Genomic DNA, 19922 nt, shown 5'->3' with positions numbered 1-19922 from the left:
ATCACTCCAAGGATTTTCCGTGCTAATCCGTGTTTATGTGGCAAATTATGTGTTTGTATAATTGCCATCATGCTTAATTTTTTGCCAATTATCCCTATTAAATTTATATATTTCGGAGAATTAACTGCGAATAAATCGATTAACCAGATATCCTGCATGAATAAGAAAAAGCTATTCAATGAAATTAAAGAATTGAGCATCCTAAATTAAAATCACTCCTTACAAAATAGCTTCAACAATGCCACAAAAGGTAAAAGTTAAAATAAATGGAAAATTGAGCACCATCACTTCGGTTAAACTTTAGAAAGACATGATTTGTAGATTTTTATTCAGGTATCTGGTGCTCCTAATTTTCAGTATGTTATTCCTTTTTACCACACGGGCTTCAACAATTATTATACCTTATGGTAAAAGTGGTAAAATTGATTATAATCTTAAAACTGGCACCTTCAATGTGTCAGAAAGTGCGAAACAGCTATTGTTAAAAGGTTTTTCACAAGCCGAATACCAGAAAAAGCTGTTCAGCTCAAAGGATTATAAAGTAATTACCTACAGTAAAAAAACTATTCATGACGGATTTGGCAGGGGCCTTAAACACGTCTTTCTGCTAAAACAGGCTGGTTTACCAACTATGCAACAAGTGTTTTATACTTATAATGGTAAAAATTATTTCATGATCAGCTTGGTATTAATTGGCGCTGATTTATCTATTAACCGAATTATTCCTTTAAACGGCAACCTGATCGATCAGGAATACGCCGACGTGCCTACCAGTCTATTTGTACCTTTTGATAATGATACTTTCATTTCTTACAATACTATCCCCTTAACCGCTAATATCGCCAATTCTAGTGCTGAGGTTACATCATTATATCATACTCAGTCGCGGAAAGGTTTTGTAATCGGTTCTATTGAGCATGGCAACTGGAAAACAGGTGTTATTACCGCAATGGACAATACTAACAAAATCAGCGTACAGGCCATCTGCGGTTTTACCGAAGAAAGTATTACCCGCGATAAAATTCCACATGGTTATTTAAAGGGTAATTCGGTGGGTTCGGCAAAAGTATTTTTTGGTGCTTTTGATGATTGGCGTTTGGGCATGGAAACTTATGCCAAATTAAACAGGATTTCGGAACCTCCCATTGTTTTGAAGTGGAAGAACGCTACACCGGTAGGCTGGAATAGCTGGGGGGCAATGCAGGAGAAAATTACACCCGAAAAAGCCAATCAGGTAGTCGGTTTTTTTGCAGATAGTTTAAAAAGTTTCAGGAGTGGTGGCACAGCTTACATTGACCTCGATTCGTATTGGGATAAACTGTTAAAAGGTGGTTTAATGGGCGATTACTCCAAATTGAAAGCCTTTGCCGATTACGTCAAATCTAAAGGCTTAAAACCGGGCATCTACTGGGCACCTTTTGTTGATTGGGGTTTTGCAGGCGGCGGCAACCGCAAAGCCGAAGGAACCGGCTACAGCTTTGGCGAAATGTGGACAAAAGTTGGTAATGGTTACCATGATATAGATGGCGCAAGAGCGTTAGATCCAACACATCCGGGTACGCGGCAGCGTATTGCAGCCGTGATTAAGAGATTTAAAGAATGTGGTTTCGAAATGATTAAGATCGATTTTTTAGGTCATGCGGCCATCGAGTCTGATCACTTTTACGATCCCAAAATCACCACTGGGATGCAGGCCTATAAAGCCGGAATGGAATTTTTATTAAAGCAGCTTGATGATAAAATGATGGTTTATGCGGCCATCTCTCCGAATCTGGCTTCAGGTCGGTATGTACATGTGCGCCGCATCGCATGCGATGCTTTTAAATCCATAAAAGATACCGAGTATACTTTAAATAGTGTAAGTAATGGCTGGTGGCAAACTTACCTATATGATTATATCGATGCAGATCATGTGGTTTTTTCTGATCAGTCAGACGGTGAAAATACCGCAAGGTTTTTATCTGCCATCGTTACGGGAACCTGCATCATTGGCGATGATTTTTCTCTTCAGGGCAAATGGACAGGTACCGCAAAACGGTTATTGAACAATACCGGAGTGCTAAAGGTTTTGGAAGATGGAAAAGCATTTGTTCCGGTTGAAGGCAACAGGGGCAAATCGGCATCACCATTATTCATAAAACAAACTGGCAACATAAAATACCTGGCTATTTTTAATTATAGCGATCAGATAAAAGCTTTTAATATCGACTTTTCAAGAATGGGTTTGAAAACAAACGATATTTATAAAGCCGAAAACCTGATTAACCAAAAAGCAGCAGATCTTAAAAATAACCAAATGCTCAGTTTAGCAGGTAAGGATGCTGCGATCTTTAAAATTACGCTCAAACCATGACTAATAATCAACCCTTTATCTATAAAAATTAGCAATTACTATTGAAGACACAAATGAACAAACCAAATCAATTTACAGGTTGCATTAGGCATGGCGCGTTGGCTATTGCCTTTTCCACTTTTGCCCTTACCAAGCTTAATGCACAAACCATTATACCCATCGAAACCGCCCAAAATGCGCTGGTTTTGCAAGCTGATGCTAAAAAAGATGTAAATACTATATTTTTTGGAAAAAAACTGGTTGATAAACAAGAATATGCTCATATCGGCAGCCAGTACAAGCAAACAGAAGATTATACCGGACAGTTAAATTCGGTTTATACACCATCGGGATCGCGGAACCTGGTTGAACCGGCCATTAGCGTTACCCATGCCGATGGCAATAATTCACTGGATCTGAAATATGTTGATCATACCGTTATCAAAATAGATGATAATGTAAACCTGTTAAAAATCAGGCTAAAAGATCCGGTTTACAATTTTGAAGTGACCCTGTTTTATAAATCATTTTATAAACAGGATGTAATAGAGCAGTGGACCGAAATTAAGCATAATGAAAAAGGAACGGTTGTATTAAATAAATATGCTTCTGCAAACCTGCATTTAAAATCGCCACATTTCTGGCTTAACCAGTACCATGGCGATTGGGCAAAGGAAATGCAGCCCGAGCAAAGTGAAATTACCCATGGCATTAAAACTTTGGATAGCAAATTAGGTACCAGGGCCAACCTTTTTCAGCCATCTGTTTTTATGATCTCGATGGATAAACCCGCCGAAGAGAACACGGGAAATGTTTTATATGGTGCTTTGGAGTGGAGCGGTAATTTCAAGGTTGATCTGGAACTCGATTATCAGGATAACCTGCGTATCATTGCCGGGATGAATAATTATGCTTCACCTTACAGCTTAAAATCAGGCGAAGTTTTTGCCACTCCTGCTTTTTTATATACTTTTTCTGACCAGGGGAAAGGCGAAGCAAGTAGAAAATTGCAGAGCTGGGCACGCAACTATAAAATATTGGATGGTAAAGGTAACCGCCTAACACTTTTAAATAATTGGGAAGCTACTTATTTTGATTTTAACGAACAGAGGCTTGCTGAATTGTTGAAAGATACCAAAAAACTGGGTGTCGACTTATTTTTACTGGATGACGGTTGGTTTGGCAATAAATATCCCCGTAACAGCGACAATGCAGCACTTGGCGACTGGCAGGAAAACAAAAGGAAGCTGCCAAATGGCATTGCCTCTCTGGTAAAAGAGGCTGATGATGTAGGTACCCGGTTTGGGATCTGGATCGAACCCGAGATGGTGAGCCCCAAAAGTGAACTGTATGAAAAACATCCCGATTGGGTGGTGAAACAGCCAAACCGTCCAGAATATTATTTCCGGAACCAATTGGAACTTGATCTGTCGAATCCAAAGGTGCAGGATTTTGTTTTCGGGATAGTTGACGGGTTGTTTACCAAAAACCCAAAACTGGCTTATATTAAATGGGATTGCAATGCGGTAATTTATAATGCTTACTCCGCACACCAGAAAAATCAATCGCATTTTTATATCGATTATGTTAAGGGTTTGTATAATGTTTTGCAGCGTATCCGTGCCAAATATCCAACCGTACCCATGATGTTATGTTCCGGAGGTGGCGGAAGGGTAGATTATGCTGCACTTCAGTATTTTACAGAGTTTTGGCCCAGCGACGATACCGACCCACTGGAAAGGATATTTATGCAATGGGAATATTCGTATTTTTATCCGGCCATCAGCACGTCCAATCATGTAACTGACTGGGGCAAACAACCGATAAAATTCCGTACTGATGTAGCCATGATGGGTAAACTGGGTTTTGATATTGTAGTGAGTAAGCTGCCTGAAAAAGAACTTCAGTTCTGCCAGAGCGCTATTAAAAACTATAATGAGGTAAAAGGGATTATCTGGCAAGGCGAACAATACCGGTTGGCCGATCCGCGAAACGGTAGTGTAGCTTCGATGTTGTACGTAAACAAACAGAAAACGGAAGGTGTAATTTTTAATTACCTGGTCAATTACCGTTATGGTGCAGGCAGCAAATATCCGGTTAAATTAAATGGATTAGATGCCGAAAAAAAGTACCAGATCCGGGAAATTAATCTGTTTCCTGATACCAAATCACCAATTGATGCCAGCAAAACCTATACAGGAGATTTCCTGATGAATATCGGGTTTAACCCGGTTTTAACTACAGATAGAACAAGTGTGGTACTGAAGTTTGAGGAAGTAAAATAATAAAATATATTTCCGTGGTTCCTGTTTCCGTGGTTCGTGGTGACACGAACCACTTGCAATATTCAAACAATTTTTTCTTAACCCGATCATTGCGGATCGGAATACCATTAAACCACAGAAATCACTGAGGAAAGCGCTCAGTGTGCATTGAGTTGATGATTATCTGATATGCCATTCTTGCTCTCATACATTCGTTTGGTTTTTGCCTCCACACAATGGCGTCATCTCAACCAAAGTGGTGCAGTATAGAGAAGAAATCTACCTGAATGGGTTGATCTTCAATTCGGTACGCTTAATAATGAATTAAAACTGCGCCGTAATTTTAACAATTTCATAATGCTGGCTAATCATCTTGCTAATACCATCTGTTCATATTTGTTTAGAAAGGCGAACCAAATCATAATACGATTTAAGCACAATAATATGAGACTGATTTCTTGCGTGGCGCTATTGATGGTTATACCAGCAATTGGCCTTTTAACCAAAGCGAATAAATTTACTGACAAAAAAACGCCTGACAGGCCAGTGCATGAGCAGATTGCAGGTGATTCAGCTACATTAAATTGGTTTAATCGGACCGGTGTGATTGCTAATTTCTGGTATACACCTAATATATCTACAACTGATTATCGTTTAAGTTATTTTAAGTCTGTACATCCTCATTCCAGTCCATTTTTCACCTATTACCATTAACCAATAGCCAATCAAGTTTAAGACACTAGACTAATTTCTCCGGACTAAAGACTTTGGACTGAGGATTCAGGACTCAAAACTCCAGACTATTTATTCTCCCACCAGGTTAGCGGAAATTTTATTTCATCAACAGAGCTTGCAATCATATCAGGTTTAAAGGCATAATGTCCTAAAGTATCCTTGCTTGATATACCCGAAAGCACTAAAATGGTTTTATAACCCATCTGTACGCCGCCCTGAATGTCAGTTTCCATCGTGTCGCCTATCACGGTGGTTTCACTGGTTTCCAATCCTAAAAATTTACGTGCCGAGCGCATCATTACCGGACTTGGTTTACCTGTAACAAAGGCTTTTCTGCCGGTTGCTTCTTCAATCATGGCTGTAGTGGCCGCAATTCCCAGGTTATTCCATCCAGGTTTCTTTGGCGATGGGTCTCTGTTGGTGGTGATAAATTTAGCGCCTGCCAGAATCATATCAACCGCCCGCTGAACCATTTCCAGTGTAAAGTTTCTGCCTTCTCCCAATACTACAAATTCTGGATCGGTATTTACCAGCGTAATGCCATGATCGTGTAAACTGCTTAATAAGCCACCTTCTCCCAATACATAAGCAGTACCGTTGGGACTTTGGTCTGAAAGGAATTTTCCGGTAGCCATTGCGCTGGTATATACATGGCTTTCTTCAACCTTTATGCCCAGTCCTTTTAATTTACGTACCACTTCCAATGGCGTTCTTTGGCTGTTGTTCGTCATAAACGCGAAAGGGATGTCTTCATCTATCAGGTTTTTAATGAATTTGTCTGCTCCGGTGATGAGTGCCTCTCCACTATAAATCACCCCATCCATATCAATTAATAATCCTTGTTTCATGTTTTTAAAGTTTAGTCTGTTTATTTGCAAACTTAATATTTTCTTGTTCAATCAATGTCAAGGTAAAGTTTTTGTACAGTCAGTTTTAGCCCGATTGACCCTGCTGTGCAATGTTAACGATTAGATTGAGCATATCGTAATGCGGGCCCTTTAAGATTAGCTTCGCTGGGCACTTTGTAGTTCCGGCATGTGCGTTAACGAAGATCGTACCAATGGATTTTGATAATGGAAACGTTGTAGATATTTGTTTATCAGTATGTTAGCCTAACAGTTAAGTAAGACAAGGTACTTAGTGAAAAATTAAATGTAAATGGGCACCATTTTTCGCCAGTAATGGGGTCTGTGTGCATTACTTTCCCAGGTATGAAACTGGTTGGGGATACCTTTGTCCCATAGCAAACTGCTCAGGTGTTGGTTCTCGCTTAAAAAAGGATCAGTTTCGCCTACTGCAAGGATAATTTCCATATTTCTAACTGCCTGTAAAAATCGATCATCGTTTAAGTTCGCCATGTATTGAGCGGGCATGTTAAAATAAACGCCGTCGTTATGAAATCCATCCATTAAGTCTCTAAAATCGCCAATGTTATTGGTAAGGTCATATCGGCCGCTAATGCCAACAGCTTTTTTAAATAACCAGGGATATTTCAGGGCCAGGTTTATGGCATGATAGGCGCCCATGCTGCAGCCGGCAGTTTCAATATAATCACCATTGTTTTTCTGATCAATAAGCGGTAATACTTCTTCAAGGAGGTATTTTTCATATTGTAAATGCCTGTCTATCCTTACCGATGGAAATACCTCATCATTATAAAAACTCTCTCCATCTATACTGTCTACACAGAAAATTTGAAGTTCACCGTTTTCAATCTGCGCACTTAATGAAGCGATAATACCCCAGTTTTCGTAATCGTAAAATCTGGCCATCCGGGTGGGGAAGAAGATAACTGCTCTGCCTGCATGGCCGAAAACAAGAAGCTCCATGTCTCGCTGAAGATGCTGGCTGAACCATTTGTGATATTCCCTGTTCATCGCGTTAATTCTTTTTTGGGAAAATTAAGGCATCAATGTTATCAGAGTATTAATTAAGCGTAATAATTAACCTAATTTCTCTTTAACTGCACTGGCCCATAACCGATAGCCTTCTTCACTCAGGTGAAGACCGTCTTGATCGTAAAGTGCAGGGTTTGGCTGGCCATCTTTATTAAGCATTTTCTTAAAAACATCAATAAATTTCCAATGGCTGTTGAGTTTAATAATTTCACTTTCAATCAGGTTATTGGTGTATCTGAACTGATCAGCCATTTGCCAGCGGGTAATACTGGGTTTTAAAGAAATAAAATAACAGGGTAATAGGCCAAACCGTTGGTTAACTTTAACCATCAGCTGTTGAAAAAAAATAAATATTTCCTCCGGATTTCTGCCATCGCCAAGGTCGTTATCACCTGCATATATCACAAGCGCCTTTGGCCTGTAGTCAGTCATAATCCTTTCAAAAAACCATACGCATGCCGCTAATGTAGAACCACCGAAACCTAAATTGGTTACTTTCATGTAATCAAAATCATCATCGAGACTATTCCATAACCGGATAGATGAGCTGCCATAAAAAATAACCCCTGGGTGCTCCCGGTCTAAGCGATGCGCCCTTTCCAACTGTTTAACTTCTTCTTCGTACCAGTACATATCGTTAAAGATATAAAGATCTGCTTCTTGAAGTGATGTATTGTATGTTAAGTTTATGTTATGAGCTGCTGGTTTATTGGTTCATTAGTTCTTTGGTTGTGCATATTGCCCGGTTTTTAATGAGAGCAGAAAACTTACTGCCTAAATTTCTTAATGATCAAATAAATAGCTTTTAAAGATTTTTACCATTTAATTAAATTTAAGAATTAAGTCTCAATCATCGATCTTAACTGATTTAAGCAATTAAAGATGATCAGTTAAATTAGTTTCAGGTCGTCCCATTTTTTTTAAAATGCGGTAATGGGAGCGGAGTGCCGAAAGAAAAGTGGTGTTTTCGTGATAAGGCAATCCAAATTCTAATGCTGTTTGTTTTACAATTATGGAGATTCTGCCATAGTGGACGTGGCATATTTTAGGGAAAAGGTGGTGTTCTATTTGTCGGTTTAAGCCGCCTAGAAAAAATGCCGGGATAGGCGATTGGGTTGCGAAATTGGCTGTAGTACGCATTTGATGTTCGGCCCAGGCTTCTTCCATATTGCCTGCTGCATTGGTTTTGGGAAAAGTTGTTCCTTCTACTACATGCGCCAATTGAAAAACAAGCCCCATGGTTAAGCCTTGGGCCATGTGTAAAACGACAAAGCCGATTGCAATTTGCCACCACGAAAACGGCATAATCATGATCGGTAAACCAATAAAAATTAAATAATAAATAAATTTATAGAAAAACAGGTTAAAGTATTCGATCCTGGGATGCTTGTTCTTGCAGGCACCTACACTCTTTTGAAAAAACTTTTTATAATCTTTACGAAACACCCAGGATAACGAAGCCAGGCTATAGAGCGGAAAAGCATACCATTGCTGAAAACGTTGATGGGGTTTTAACTCATCCTCCATACAGATGCGTATTAAACCCGGTGCTACTTCAATATCTTCATCATGACCGGGAATATTGGTATACGTATGGTGCACCACATTATGCGTAATGTTCCATACATATGGACTCGCCCCAACCATATTAAAAATAAAACTAAAAAATGAATTGGTCCGTTTAGAACTCGAAAACGAACCATGAATAGCATCGTGGCAGATGTTAAAACCAATAAATGCACAGGTTATGCCAAGTAAAGTGGTCATGATCAGAAGTGTAAAACCGTTCAGGTTCAAAAGGAGTATAGAAAAGTAGAGTGCCAGAAAAATGGTCAGGAAAAGAAAGGCTTTAAACCACATCAACACATTGGCGTTGATACTCCTGTTGTTTTCTTTAAAGTCGTTGTTTACTCTGCGGCGAACTTCCGAGTAGAATGTATTCCCTGCTAAACAAGGAAATTTTGCTTTTAATTTCATGATCTTATGCGCTAATCTACCCCATGTACGAGGTCGATGCTCCAAGTTCATTAAGCTTAATGTATAACCGGGCTAATTGGCCAGGTTTTGTTATAAACGTAAACTATTGTGTTTTAGTTTTTCACGAAGATAGTAAATTAACGTTGATGCATCAGCAATCACGTTAAATAAGTGCGATTGTATTAATAAAAAAAGATCAGGCAATAATATTTTAGTTCCTGATTATAACTAACCGGAAAATTCCACTCCATCCAGATACAGGCTACTCACTGTAATTCCTCTTATTAGCTGCATAAATATGGTACCAGATGTACAGAATCCATATTAACACCACTGTGCTATAAACCAATTCGGGTTCAAATGAATCCTTTGTTATTAACAACGCAACGGAGGAGATCAGGGCAGTCAGGAAGAAATAAAGAATATTTTTCATAACGTACTGATTTTATGATTGTTGTATTGAGTACAATATAATAAAATTTATATAGTAATTAAAGTTTTTTCCGAAATAATTTACCTGATTGTGATGAAGGCGCACCTATTGTGTTTAAAATGACTCTTTACAGATCAGATTAAGGGCTTTTTGCTGGTTTTCTGATACAATTTAAACTCTTTTGTAAAAAATTCTTGTATAAAACAATTAATCTAATTTTCACCATAATAAAATACGTGGATTTTAACCAGATTGGTAAATAAAGCGGATAAAACAGCACAAAATTGTGGCAATAAGGCATTTATATTTTATGTAAGTTTACCCCACACAAACTAACCAGGATTAATAACACACAAATGATTAAATTTTCTTTAAGCTTAATTTCTTTTACACTAGTTTTTTTTGGATTAAGAAACTTTTTTAGCGAACCACAGATCCGGCAGGTATCGCCACCCGGATTAACCATTACAAATTTCGCCGGACCCGACGTTACACCAAGTCCGGCCTGTTTAGCTGTAGCACCAACAGGAGAAGTATATGTGGGGGTAGATATGATCGGATCTTTAGGTAAAGATCCTGGTAAAGGCCATATCCTTAAGTTGATAGATAAGGATAATGATGGTAAAATGGATGAACATATAGATTTTGCTGAAGTAGATAATCCCCGCGGAATTATTGTACAAGGTAGCCAGGTATATGTATTGCACACTACTTTCTCAAAAGAAACAAAACAGGCTACAGGCATGAATTTGGTTGTTTTTGAAGATAAAGATGGCGATGGGAAGGCTGATGGACCTGAAAAACCCCTTATCGAACATATCAGTAACGCAAAATATATTCGCGAACGCGGTACCGATCACGCCACCAATGGTATCAGGATGGGCATTGATGGATGGATTTACATCTCTGTCGGAGACTTTGGATTCCATGATGCCGTAGACCGTTCAGGTAAAAAGCTGACCATGTTAGGTGGGGGCATTATGCGCGTTCGTCCGGATGGAACTGAAATGGAAATATATACACACGGCACACGTAATGTTTACGATGTAGCTATTGATCCTTATATGAATGTTTTTACCAGAGAAAATACCAATGATGGCGGAGGCTGGAATGTACGTTTCTCGCACCACATACAATCTGGCGAATATGGTTACCCGGTTTTGTTTCAGCATTTTACTGATGAAATTATTCCGGCACTTGCCGATTTGGGTGGTGGATCCGGTACAGGAGCATTATTTATGGATGAACCCAACTGGCCTGAACAATATAACCACGTACCCATGATGGCTGATTGGGGCCGAAGTATGCTTTATATCCACAGGGTTACTGCTGACGGACCAACCTTTACGCAGAAAGATGAAGAATTTATTAAACTACCACAGATTACAGATCTTGATGTAGACGGATCTGGAAGGTTATACCTTTCAGCTTGGGATGGCGCAGGATATTCCGGCAGTCCGAATAAAGGCTACGTTGTTCGGGCAGTACCTAACAACTGGACCTACAAAGCTTTTCCGGATGTTAAAAAAGCTTCTGTTAAAAAATTAACGGAGCTACTGAAATCAAACAGTGCAGTAGGCCGGTTAGCAGCTTCGCAAGAATTGATTTCACGTAACCATAAACAAGCTATGTCAGCAGCTTTAAAAGTTGCCTCCGATCAGGCTTTAGCGCTTGATGTTCGTTTAGCCGGTTTGTATACCTATGCACAGCTGACCAAGGAAAACGGTATTCCGGCTTTAATTGAATTTACGAAAGATAAAGCGATGAAGGAATTTGCCCTGAAAGCACTTGCTGATCGTAAAACTTATATAGATAAAGTACCCGTTGAGCCATTTTTAGAAGGTTTAAAAGACACTGATCTTCGTGTTCAGGCTGCTTCAATTATTGGCTTAAACCGTTTGGGCAGGGCCGAAGTGGCCAATGTGCTTTTGCAAACCAAATTACCTGCTTCGTTTACAGCGCCTGCAAAAGGTACCGAAGGACCTCACGCAACACCAAACTCAGCCATTATTTTACCTCATCTGGCTGTTAGGGCCTTGGTTGATCTTCAGGCGGTAGATGCCTTACTTGATGCAGTTAAAACTGAAAATGCTACCCTTGCGCTTTGGGCTTTACGTTATATACATACAGAAAAAGCGGTTAACGGATTAATCGACAACTATAAACAAGCCACAGATGAAAAGTTAAAACAGCAGATACTGGTTACTTTAGGGCGTTTGTATAAAAAAGAAATTGTCTATGATGCTACCTGGTGGTGGGGTACACGTCCCGATTCACACGGTCCATATTTTAAAGCCGTTTCATGGGAAGGCTCCCCGATTATTGAAAATTTTTTAAAAGAGGAGGCTGCAAAAGCAGGGGCAAAGGGCAGGCAGTTTTATGTTGATTTAAATGAACGCCAAAGGATGGATATCCCTGAATTTACCGTAGAAGAAAAAGTTGCAACAGTTGAAGAACCAAAAATTGATCTGGATAAAATCAAAAACAAAAAAGGTCAGGTGGGTAAATCATCTATTGAAGATGTATTGTTGGCGATCAATAAATTACAGGGCGATCCGCTAAAGGGAAAAAATATTTTCAATAGCCAGGGTTGTATAGCCTGCCATAGCTTAAGCAAAAGCGAAAAAATGAAAGGTCCATTCATGGGGCAGATCGGTTCTATCATGAACCGTGAGCAGATTGCAGAATCGATATTAAAACCCAACGCTTCAATCTCTCAGGGATTTGCTTCCGTAATGATTACAGCTAAAGGCGACCGTACGTATATGGGCTTTATTACAGAAGAAACTGCAGCTAAAGTGGTCATTCGTAACATCGCAGGTGAAGTTTTCACTATTAAAACAGGTGATATCCTGTCAAGGAAAGAAATGGAAACTTCAATGATGCCGGAAGGTTTGGCTAACTCATTGTCATATGAAGAATTGGCTTCTTTAGTTTCTTTCTTGTCTCAACAGAAGCAATAACTATCTCAAATTACCATTTAGCTATAGCGGAGTTTTCTAAATAATAGAAATCTCCGCTATTTTTCTTTAAAATAACATGTATTTAAAGGGGTCGTCACCCTGAACTTGTTTCAGGGTCTTTTATTAAATTTCTCCGGTAATATCTTTCTATCCAACCAAAAGACTGATCAGCCAAACTTCAATCTTTCGATTTAAGACTCGGGACTTCGGACTCAAGACTAATCTGTTATTTCCACGCCATTTTTATTCAAAAAATTCGGACAATAGTTTTGGTTTAAAAAAACAAAACTTACATTTAGCGATTAAATCTATATATTTAGTCGATGAGCAGATCGGCCAGCAGTTATGGAAGACCATTTTTTTGAACAAATTCTCAGGAATCCTCTTGAACAACAAAATATTCCACCCAACAAAGTAATATCCCTTTGGGCAGAAAAGCTTATTCAGGTACTTTTTCCAGAAAACTCTGCCAGGGTATTTTCGGCCGTTACAGAAATAAAGGAATATGTCGGCCTTTTGGAGTTTGAACTTTATGATATTATATCGGCGAGTTGTAAGCTTAAAAATAGTGCATGCAAAAATGCAGCCGGTCAGTTTTTTGAACGTTTACCTGAACTCTATCGGATTTTAAATACCGATATTGTAGCGATTTACGAGGGCGATCCGGCGGCACAGAGCAGGTTTGAGGTCATTCGTACTTATCCGGGTTTCTATGCCATTTGTTTTTACAGAATTGCCCACATGCTTTATAATTTCGGCATCCCGCTTGTACCGAGAATACTGACCGAATATGCACATTCTAAAACGGGTATTGATATCCATCCGGCAGCCAGTATTGGAGAACATTTCTATATTGACCATGGAACGGGAATTGTAATTGGAGAAACCAGTACGATTGGCCGATATGTTAAACTATATCAAGGGGTTACACTTGGTGCATTGAGTGTAAAAAAAACATTGGCGGGCAGTAAGCGGCATCCTACAGTAGAAGATAGGGTAGTAATCTATTCAGGAGCAACCATACTGGGCGGCGAAACCATCATCGGACACGATAGTATCATCGGAGGGAATGTATGGCTTACCGAGAGTATTCCGGCATTTTCTACCGCTTATCATTCGCCAATTATTACCATTAGAAATCATAAAGAAACCCATTAATACATTAAAATATGGCAGGAATAATCGATCTGATCGGAAATACGCCAATGGCCCAACTTCAAAAGCTGAATGTTAACCCTGGTGTGCGCGTATTTGCTAAGTTGGAAGGAAACAATCCGGGCGGTAGTGTTAAAGACCGGGCATCGCTCAATATGATCAGAAGTGCAATTGAACGTGGAGAAGTAACGCCTGAAACCAAGCTGGTGGAAGCCACAAGTGGCAATACCGGAATTGCCCTGGCCATGATTGCAAGTTTATATCATTTAGATATTGAATTGGTAATGCCGGCCAATTCTACACGCGAACGGAAGGTAACCATGGAAGCCTTTGGTGCAAAAGTAACATTGTTGGACAGTATTGAAGCGTGCAGGGATTATGCTGAAGAAAAAGGTATTTCAAAAGGATATTACCTGTTAAATCAATTTGCCAATCAGGATAATTATCTGGCCCATTATAAAACAACCGGACCAGAAATATGGAGCGATACCGAAGGGCAGATTACACATTTTGTGAGTTCTATGGGAACAACCGGAACCATTATGGGCTGTTCGAGATTTTTTAAGGAAAAGAACGCCAATATTCAGATTGTAGGCTGTCAACCTACAGAAGGTTCATCTATTCCGGGAATCAGGCGTTGGCCTGAAGAATATCTGCCCAAAATTTTTGATCCCAAAAGGGTAGATCGCGTGATGGATATTGCACAGGACGAAGCAACCTTAATGGCGAGGAGAATGGCAAAGGAAGAAGGTTTGTTTGCAGGTATGAGCTCTGGAGGTGCCTGTGCAGCAGCGTTGAAGCTTGCCGGTGAATTAGATACAGGCACTATTGTTTTTATCGCCTGCGATCGGGGAGACCGCTACCTGAGCAGCGATCTTTTTGGTTGAATATAGATCATTGATCTTGCCGTGCGTTTATGATCAAATTATGATGTTATGTTGAGTAATGTAGCCATCTCCAAAGGGCATTCTAAAATCATCAGGTTTAAATGATCAAAATGTATATATTTGCTAATTATATTAGTAAACATGTCGGTAAAGGTTAATATCACTTCAAAAGGAATACAAAAAGTACTTAAGAACTATAACGAGAGGCAGGCAATTGCCGAATATATTTGGAACGGTTTTGATGCCAATGCAAATACCATTCATGTAGATTATGTAGCCAATCCATTGGGGCTTTTAACCCGGTTAACAATTGCTGATAACGGTTATGGAATCAATTTCGACCGCTTACAACAAAAATTTGAACCATTTTTCGAATCTGAAAAAGCCATTCAGATTGTAGCACCAAAACATACTTCTAAAATGCATGGGCGTAATGGGGTAGGTAGGCTTACCTTTTTTACCTTTGCGCACAACGCTGTCTGGCGTACCACTTATCAATCAGAACAGGGCTTTCGTAATGGAGAAATCCAGATTAATACGGGCGGTTTAAATAATTATAGCGCTGATTTTTCGACCACTCCGAGCCACACAGGTAAAACAGGTACAACGGTTTCTTTTACCAATTTGAAGATCAGTCAGCAAGATATAGAAACAATGGTGCTTCCGTTTTTAATCAATGAATTTTGTTGGTTTATAGAATTGAATAAACATAAGAATTACTCGATTATGGTAAATGGTGAAGCATTGGATTTTAGCAGCAATATTAAAAGCGTAGAAGAATTTAAACTTTTTTATCCTGATGCGGCGGTTACTTTTAAGATCAAATATGTTCACTGGAAAGAAAACCTGCACAAAGAATTGTCAAAATATTACTTTTTGGCCGGTGGCGAAGAAATTTATAAAGATTATACCACCCTCAATAAAAAGAGCGACGATTATTTTCACAGTATTTATATCGACAGTGATTTTTTCCGTGATTTTGATTTTAAAAGTTTTGAAAATGAGGGACAGGTGGCCATATTTGGTGCTGCTAAGTCTTCGGCCGAATATAGGTTTTTGATTAAGGAATTAACAGCATATCTTAAAAGTAAACGTAAACCATTTTTAAAAGAATATGCCAGTAACTTAATTCAAAGTTACGGGCAGGATGGGATATTTCCGGTTTATGCCAGCGAAAGAGAAAAAGAATTAAGAAAACCCGCATTGGTTGATTTAATTAAAGCAGTGTATGAAATAGAACCTAAACTGTTTGGTGGCTTAAATACTGATCAGAAGAAAACCATTGTACGCCTGCTTGATCTTTTAATGCGCGCTAACCTCCATGATGAAATTTTTGAATTATTTAATGGTATTATCGAATTAGAGGCTGAAGAGCAAAATGAGCTGTTGCAATTAATAATGGGCCTGCGGACTACTGAAAAATGATCGTATATTAAGCTTTAGTGGTTAATTTTTTACCAATACAACAGTTTTGGGTATCCCATCGCCAAAATCTTTGCGATTTTGATAATATATAGCCATTTTTATAGCGGCACTTTAGTTATGATGCCGGTATATGAAGGTAGTTATAGATAAGTCTTGCCGTTTTGTATGAATAAGCAGGGAAGATATTTAGGGAAAAACATTCCATTAAAAATTTACGGGTTGAGCGAAAAATCGGTTACCATAACATTTGGTACAACAATCGATCATGATTTGTTGGATTTGATTACCGATTTTAATCAGTTGCTTTTGGAAAACCCTTTTCCTGGCCTCATGACCACAGTTCCGGCTTATACCACCTTAACTGTTTTTTACAATCCCTTAACTGTAATGTTATCAGATCTTCCCGGTGAGGTTTGCTTTGAAAAGGTATCGGTGCATTTAAATAAAATTGCGAGGATAGAAATAGAAAAATCTGGGGTAATAGCTGATCATCTGGTTATTCCGGTATGTTATGGAGATGATTTTGGGCCTGATCTTTTAACCGTTTCCCGTGCCAATAACCTTACTGAAGATGAGGTGACTGCTATCCATACAGCCGGGCATTATACCATCTTTATGATTGGATTTGTGCCCGGTTTTGCTTATATGGGTGGGATGGATAACAGGTTATCTACACCTAGAAAAGCGGTTCCCACTGCCAAAATTCCTGCCGGATCTGTTGGCATTGCAGGTAATCAGACTGGTATTTATCCCATGGAAACACCCGGCGGATGGCAGATTATCGGCAGAACACCTTTAAATATGTTTGATGTAAACCGTACACAGCCATCCCTTTTAAAGGGTGGAGATCGGGTTACTTTTAAAGCCATTGATCAGGATGAGTTTAATGCTTACGTTGAAATAGGAATATGAAAATCAGCATCATTAAACCTGGCTTATTGAGCACCGTTCAGGATATGGGAAGATACCGGTATCTTTCGCAAGCTGTACCCGTTTCGGGTGCAATGGATGAATTGGCTCACCGGTTAGCCAATATGGCTGTTGGCAATGGGGATAACCATGCTACCATTGAGTTTACTTATGCTGATGCTTCATTTAAAGCTGAAACGCCAATTCTGATTGCTTATTCTGGCGATGGTGCTTGCTTGGTTTATAATGATGAAATAATGCCTGCAGACAAACCGCTGTTTTTTTCGGCAGGTTCTGTGATCAAGATGATCCATAACCCTATTGGATTGCGAACCTATTTGGCTGTTGCCGGTGGATGGGAGGTGCCAGATGTAATGGAAAGCAAAAGCACTTACCTAACCGCTGGTTTTGGAGGCTTTAAGGGAAGGACATTGCAAAAAGCAGATCTGCTGGTGAACGGAACCATCTTTAACGACGTGTCAAATAAAATTTTGAATCAATTGACCGAACGATCGTTAACCTGTTCAAACTGGCGCATTTCGCGCGATAGTTTACTGCCAGAGAATAGGCGAAAGATTAGGGTTGTTCTGGCCAATGAGATCTGTTGGTTCGATGCAACATCCATTATTTCTTTTTTAACCAATGCCTATACTATTGATAGAAGGAGTAACCGTATGGGTTATCATTTATCCGGAAAACGGTTGGTAAAGAAAGTTGATAAAGAATTACTCAGTACAGCTGTAACACCAGGAACTATCCAGGTAACGGGGAGCGGCGATTTGGTTATACTCATGGCCGACTGCCAGACAACAGGTGGTTACCCGCGTATTGCTCATGTTGCAGCAGTTGATTTACCTTTATGTGCGCAGCTTAAGCCCGGCGATCGTATTGAGTTTACTGAAATCTCAAGAGATGAGGCCGAAGAACTTTATCTTGAACGTGAACATGATTTGTTGTTGATTACCAAGGCAATAAACCTTAAATATACGGAGACATGAAAATGATCGATCTTAATTGTGATATGGGAGAAGCATTTGGAAATTATGCTATGCCAAATGATGAAAAACTGATGGATTATATTTCATCGGCTAATATAGCCTGCGGTTTTCATGCAGGCGATCCGGCTGTAATGCAGCAAACTGTAACTTTAGCTATAAAAAAAAATGTAGCCATAGGTGCGCATCCGGGTTTGCCGGATTTGCAGGGTTTTGGCCGTAGAGAAATGAAGATTAGTCCAAATGAAGCCTATCAGCTTACCTTGTACCAAATTGGTGCGTTAAGCGGTTTTGTACAGGCTGCCGGCAGTAAGTTACATCATGTTAAGGCACACGGCGCATTATATAATATGGCTGCAAAGGATACTGCTTTGGCAAAAGCGATTGTGCAGGCTGTTTTTGATTTCGATCCGGGCTTAATCTTATATGCCTTAGCAGGAAGCAGGATGATCACTGAAGCTGAAAAATATGGCATGGCAACCGCATCAGAAGTTTTTGCCGATCGGAGCTATCAGGATGACGGTTTGCTCACTCCGCGTTCAGTAGATCATGCATTGATTACCAATGAAGAGGATGCTGTTAATCAGGTATTGGGATTTGCTTTAAAGCAGGAAGTAAAAAGCGTAAGCGGAAATCATATTGCAGTTAAGGCAGAAACAGTTTGTTTGCATGGCGATGGTGAACATGCTGTTGAGTTTGCCAAGTTAATAGCCGAAAGACTTAAAAAAGAAGGTATCATCATTAAAGCCCCAATAAGATGAAGTCAAAATACAATTGGAGCGTACTTTTAGGAGCAGCTTTTTTAATGGCTTCATCAGCCATTGGTCCTGGGTTTTTAACACAAACAGCTGTTTTTACCCAGCAACTGGGCGCAAGTTTTGCATTCGTCATCTTGTTATCCATCCTGTTAGATGCCATTGCACAGTTAAACATCTGGCGGATTATTGCCGTAGCCGATAAACCGGCGCAGGATATCGCCAATAAAGTATTCCCCGGCCTGGGCTATTTTATTTCTTTTTTGGTTTTTTTAGGTGGCCTGGCCTTTAATATTGGTAATATTGCCGGCGCTGGCCTGGGGTTAAATGTATTATTTGGCATTAGTGTTGGACAGGGTGCAGTAATCAGCGCGATTATGGCCATAGGGATCTTTATTTACAGGGAAGCTGGCAAAGCCATGGATGTTTTTGCCAAAACCATGGGGCTGATCAAAATTGTGCTCGCACTAATTATAGCTTATACAAGTTCACCACCGCTGGCAGAAGCAGCATTAAGGGCAGTAAATCCTACACAGTTTAGTTTTACTGCAGTATTAACCATAGTTGGTGGAACTGTAGGTGGTTATATAACTTTTTCAGGTGCTCATCGTTTATTGGATGCCAGACAAACGGGGATACAAAATTTAGGTGCGGTAAATAAAGGTGCATTAAGTGCCATCGGACTTGCATCGATTATGCGCTTATTGTTATTTATAGCGGCATTAGGGGTAGTAAGTAAAGGTTTTACTTTAGATCCGGCCAATCCGGCTGCTTCGGTTTTTAAATTGGCCAGTGGCGAAATAGGCTATAAAATTTTCGGTGTAGTGATTTGGGCTGCGGGAATTTCTTCTGTAGTGGGTTCTGCATACACCTCCATCTCTTTTGTAAAGAGTTTTCACCCCCTGATATTAAAGTTTAACAGAGAGATTATCATCATCTTTATATCAATCTCCTGTGTTGTTTTTCTCCTTATTGGTAAACCCGTTAAAACACTGCTTACCGTAGGAGCCATAAATGGTTTTATTTTGCCCATTGCCTTGGGGATTATGCTTATTGCAGCTTATAAAACCAAAATCATCGCAAATTACAAACAACCTTTATGGTTAACCTTAACAGGTCTGGCTGTGGTATTAATCATGGTCTGGATGAGTTACGGCACCATTATACAAATGATAAACGGAGAATAAATTTTAT

Annotated in this window: 15 protein-coding genes; 11 read left to right on the top strand and 4 right to left on the bottom strand. The window is 39.5% G+C overall.

Annotation, left to right across the window (positions count from 1 at the left end):
* Positions 1-358: 358 nt before the first annotated feature.
* From ABEG20_RS09150 to ABEG20_RS09140, 3 genes are all read left to right on the top strand, one after another.
* Positions 359-2353, top strand: coding sequence for an alpha-galactosidase (locus ABEG20_RS09150; protein ID WP_406827067.1), 1995 nt, complete (start codon positions 359-361; stop codon positions 2351-2353).
* A 53-nt stretch (positions 2354-2406) separates the two neighbouring features.
* Positions 2407-4617, top strand: coding sequence for an alpha-galactosidase (locus ABEG20_RS09145; protein WP_406827066.1), 2211 nt, complete (start codon positions 2407-2409; stop codon positions 4615-4617).
* A 423-nt stretch (positions 4618-5040) separates the two neighbouring features.
* Positions 5041-5310: a hypothetical protein gene (locus ABEG20_RS09140; protein WP_406827065.1), complete on the top strand. Its 270-nt coding sequence runs from the start codon at positions 5041-5043 to the stop codon at positions 5308-5310.
* A gap of 86 nt (positions 5311-5396) precedes the next feature.
* Here ABEG20_RS09140 and ABEG20_RS09135 read toward each other — a convergent pair whose 3' ends face one another.
* The 4 genes from ABEG20_RS09135 to ABEG20_RS09120 all read right to left on the bottom strand — a co-directional run bounded on the left by ABEG20_RS09135 (position 5397) and on the right by ABEG20_RS09120 (position 9206).
* A complete protein-coding gene (locus tag ABEG20_RS09135) occupies positions 5397-6179 on the bottom strand; it encodes an HAD-IIA family hydrolase (RefSeq protein WP_406827064.1) in 783 nt (260 codons plus the stop codon).
* 300 nt (positions 6180-6479) lie between these two features.
* Positions 6480-7208, bottom strand: coding sequence for an esterase family protein (locus tag ABEG20_RS09130; RefSeq protein WP_406827063.1), 729 nt, complete (start codon positions 7206-7208; stop codon positions 6480-6482).
* A gap of 66 nt (positions 7209-7274) precedes the next feature.
* Positions 7275-7862 (bottom strand): GDSL-type esterase/lipase family protein, encoded by a 588-nt coding sequence (locus tag ABEG20_RS09125; RefSeq protein WP_406827062.1) that lies wholly within the window; start codon positions 7860-7862, stop codon positions 7275-7277.
* 243 nt (positions 7863-8105) lie between these two features.
* Positions 8106-9206: a fatty acid desaturase family protein gene (locus ABEG20_RS09120; protein ID WP_406827061.1), complete on the bottom strand. Its 1101-nt coding sequence runs from the start codon at positions 9204-9206 to the stop codon at positions 8106-8108.
* A gap of 789 nt (positions 9207-9995) precedes the next feature.
* On the opposite strand from ABEG20_RS09120, the gene ABEG20_RS09115 reads away from it, so the two are divergent.
* The 8 genes from ABEG20_RS09115 to ABEG20_RS09080 all read left to right on the top strand — a co-directional run bounded on the left by ABEG20_RS09115 (position 9996) and on the right by ABEG20_RS09080 (position 19915).
* Positions 9996-12602 carry a hypothetical protein gene (locus ABEG20_RS09115; RefSeq protein ID WP_406827060.1) on the top strand — a complete coding sequence of 869 codons (2607 nt, stop codon included), beginning with the start codon at positions 9996-9998 and terminating at the stop codon, positions 12600-12602.
* Positions 12603-12947: 345 nt separating this feature from the next.
* Positions 12948-13760, top strand: a complete 813-nt coding sequence (epsC, locus tag ABEG20_RS09110; RefSeq protein WP_406827059.1) for a serine O-acetyltransferase EpsC — start codon at positions 12948-12950, stop codon at positions 13758-13760.
* A gap of 11 nt (positions 13761-13771) precedes the next feature.
* On the top strand, positions 13772-14644 hold the full coding sequence (cysM, locus tag ABEG20_RS09105) for a cysteine synthase CysM (RefSeq protein WP_406827058.1): 873 nt from the start codon (positions 13772-13774) through the stop codon (positions 14642-14644).
* A 120-nt stretch (positions 14645-14764) separates the two neighbouring features.
* The gene (locus ABEG20_RS09100; RefSeq protein WP_406827057.1) at positions 14765-16069 is read left to right on the top strand and encodes an ATP-binding protein; all 1305 of its coding nucleotides are present in this window, start codon (positions 14765-14767) and stop codon (positions 16067-16069) included.
* 165 nt (positions 16070-16234) lie between these two features.
* The gene (pxpB, locus tag ABEG20_RS09095; RefSeq protein WP_406827056.1) at positions 16235-16981 is read left to right on the top strand and encodes a 5-oxoprolinase subunit PxpB; all 747 of its coding nucleotides are present in this window, start codon (positions 16235-16237) and stop codon (positions 16979-16981) included.
* Positions 16978-17976: a biotin-dependent carboxyltransferase family protein gene (locus ABEG20_RS09090; RefSeq protein WP_406827055.1), complete on the top strand. Its 999-nt coding sequence runs from the start codon at positions 16978-16980 to the stop codon at positions 17974-17976. Before pxpB ends, ABEG20_RS09090 begins: the two co-directional genes overlap by 4 nt.
* Positions 17973-18734 carry a 5-oxoprolinase subunit PxpA gene (locus tag ABEG20_RS09085; protein ID WP_406827054.1) on the top strand — a complete coding sequence of 254 codons (762 nt, stop codon included), beginning with the start codon at positions 17973-17975 and terminating at the stop codon, positions 18732-18734. Before ABEG20_RS09090 ends, ABEG20_RS09085 begins: the two co-directional genes overlap by 4 nt.
* Entirely contained in the window at positions 18731-19915 is a 1185-nt protein-coding gene (locus ABEG20_RS09080; protein ID WP_406827053.1) for an NRAMP family divalent metal transporter, read from the top strand. Before ABEG20_RS09085 ends, ABEG20_RS09080 begins: the two co-directional genes overlap by 4 nt.
* Positions 19916-19922 lie beyond the last annotated feature (7 nt).

The organism is Pedobacter sp. KACC 23697 (assembly GCF_045348445.1).
GTDB lineage: Bacteria > Bacteroidota > Bacteroidia > Sphingobacteriales > Sphingobacteriaceae > Pedobacter.
This window is presented reverse-complemented; position numbering and strand designations above follow the sequence as displayed.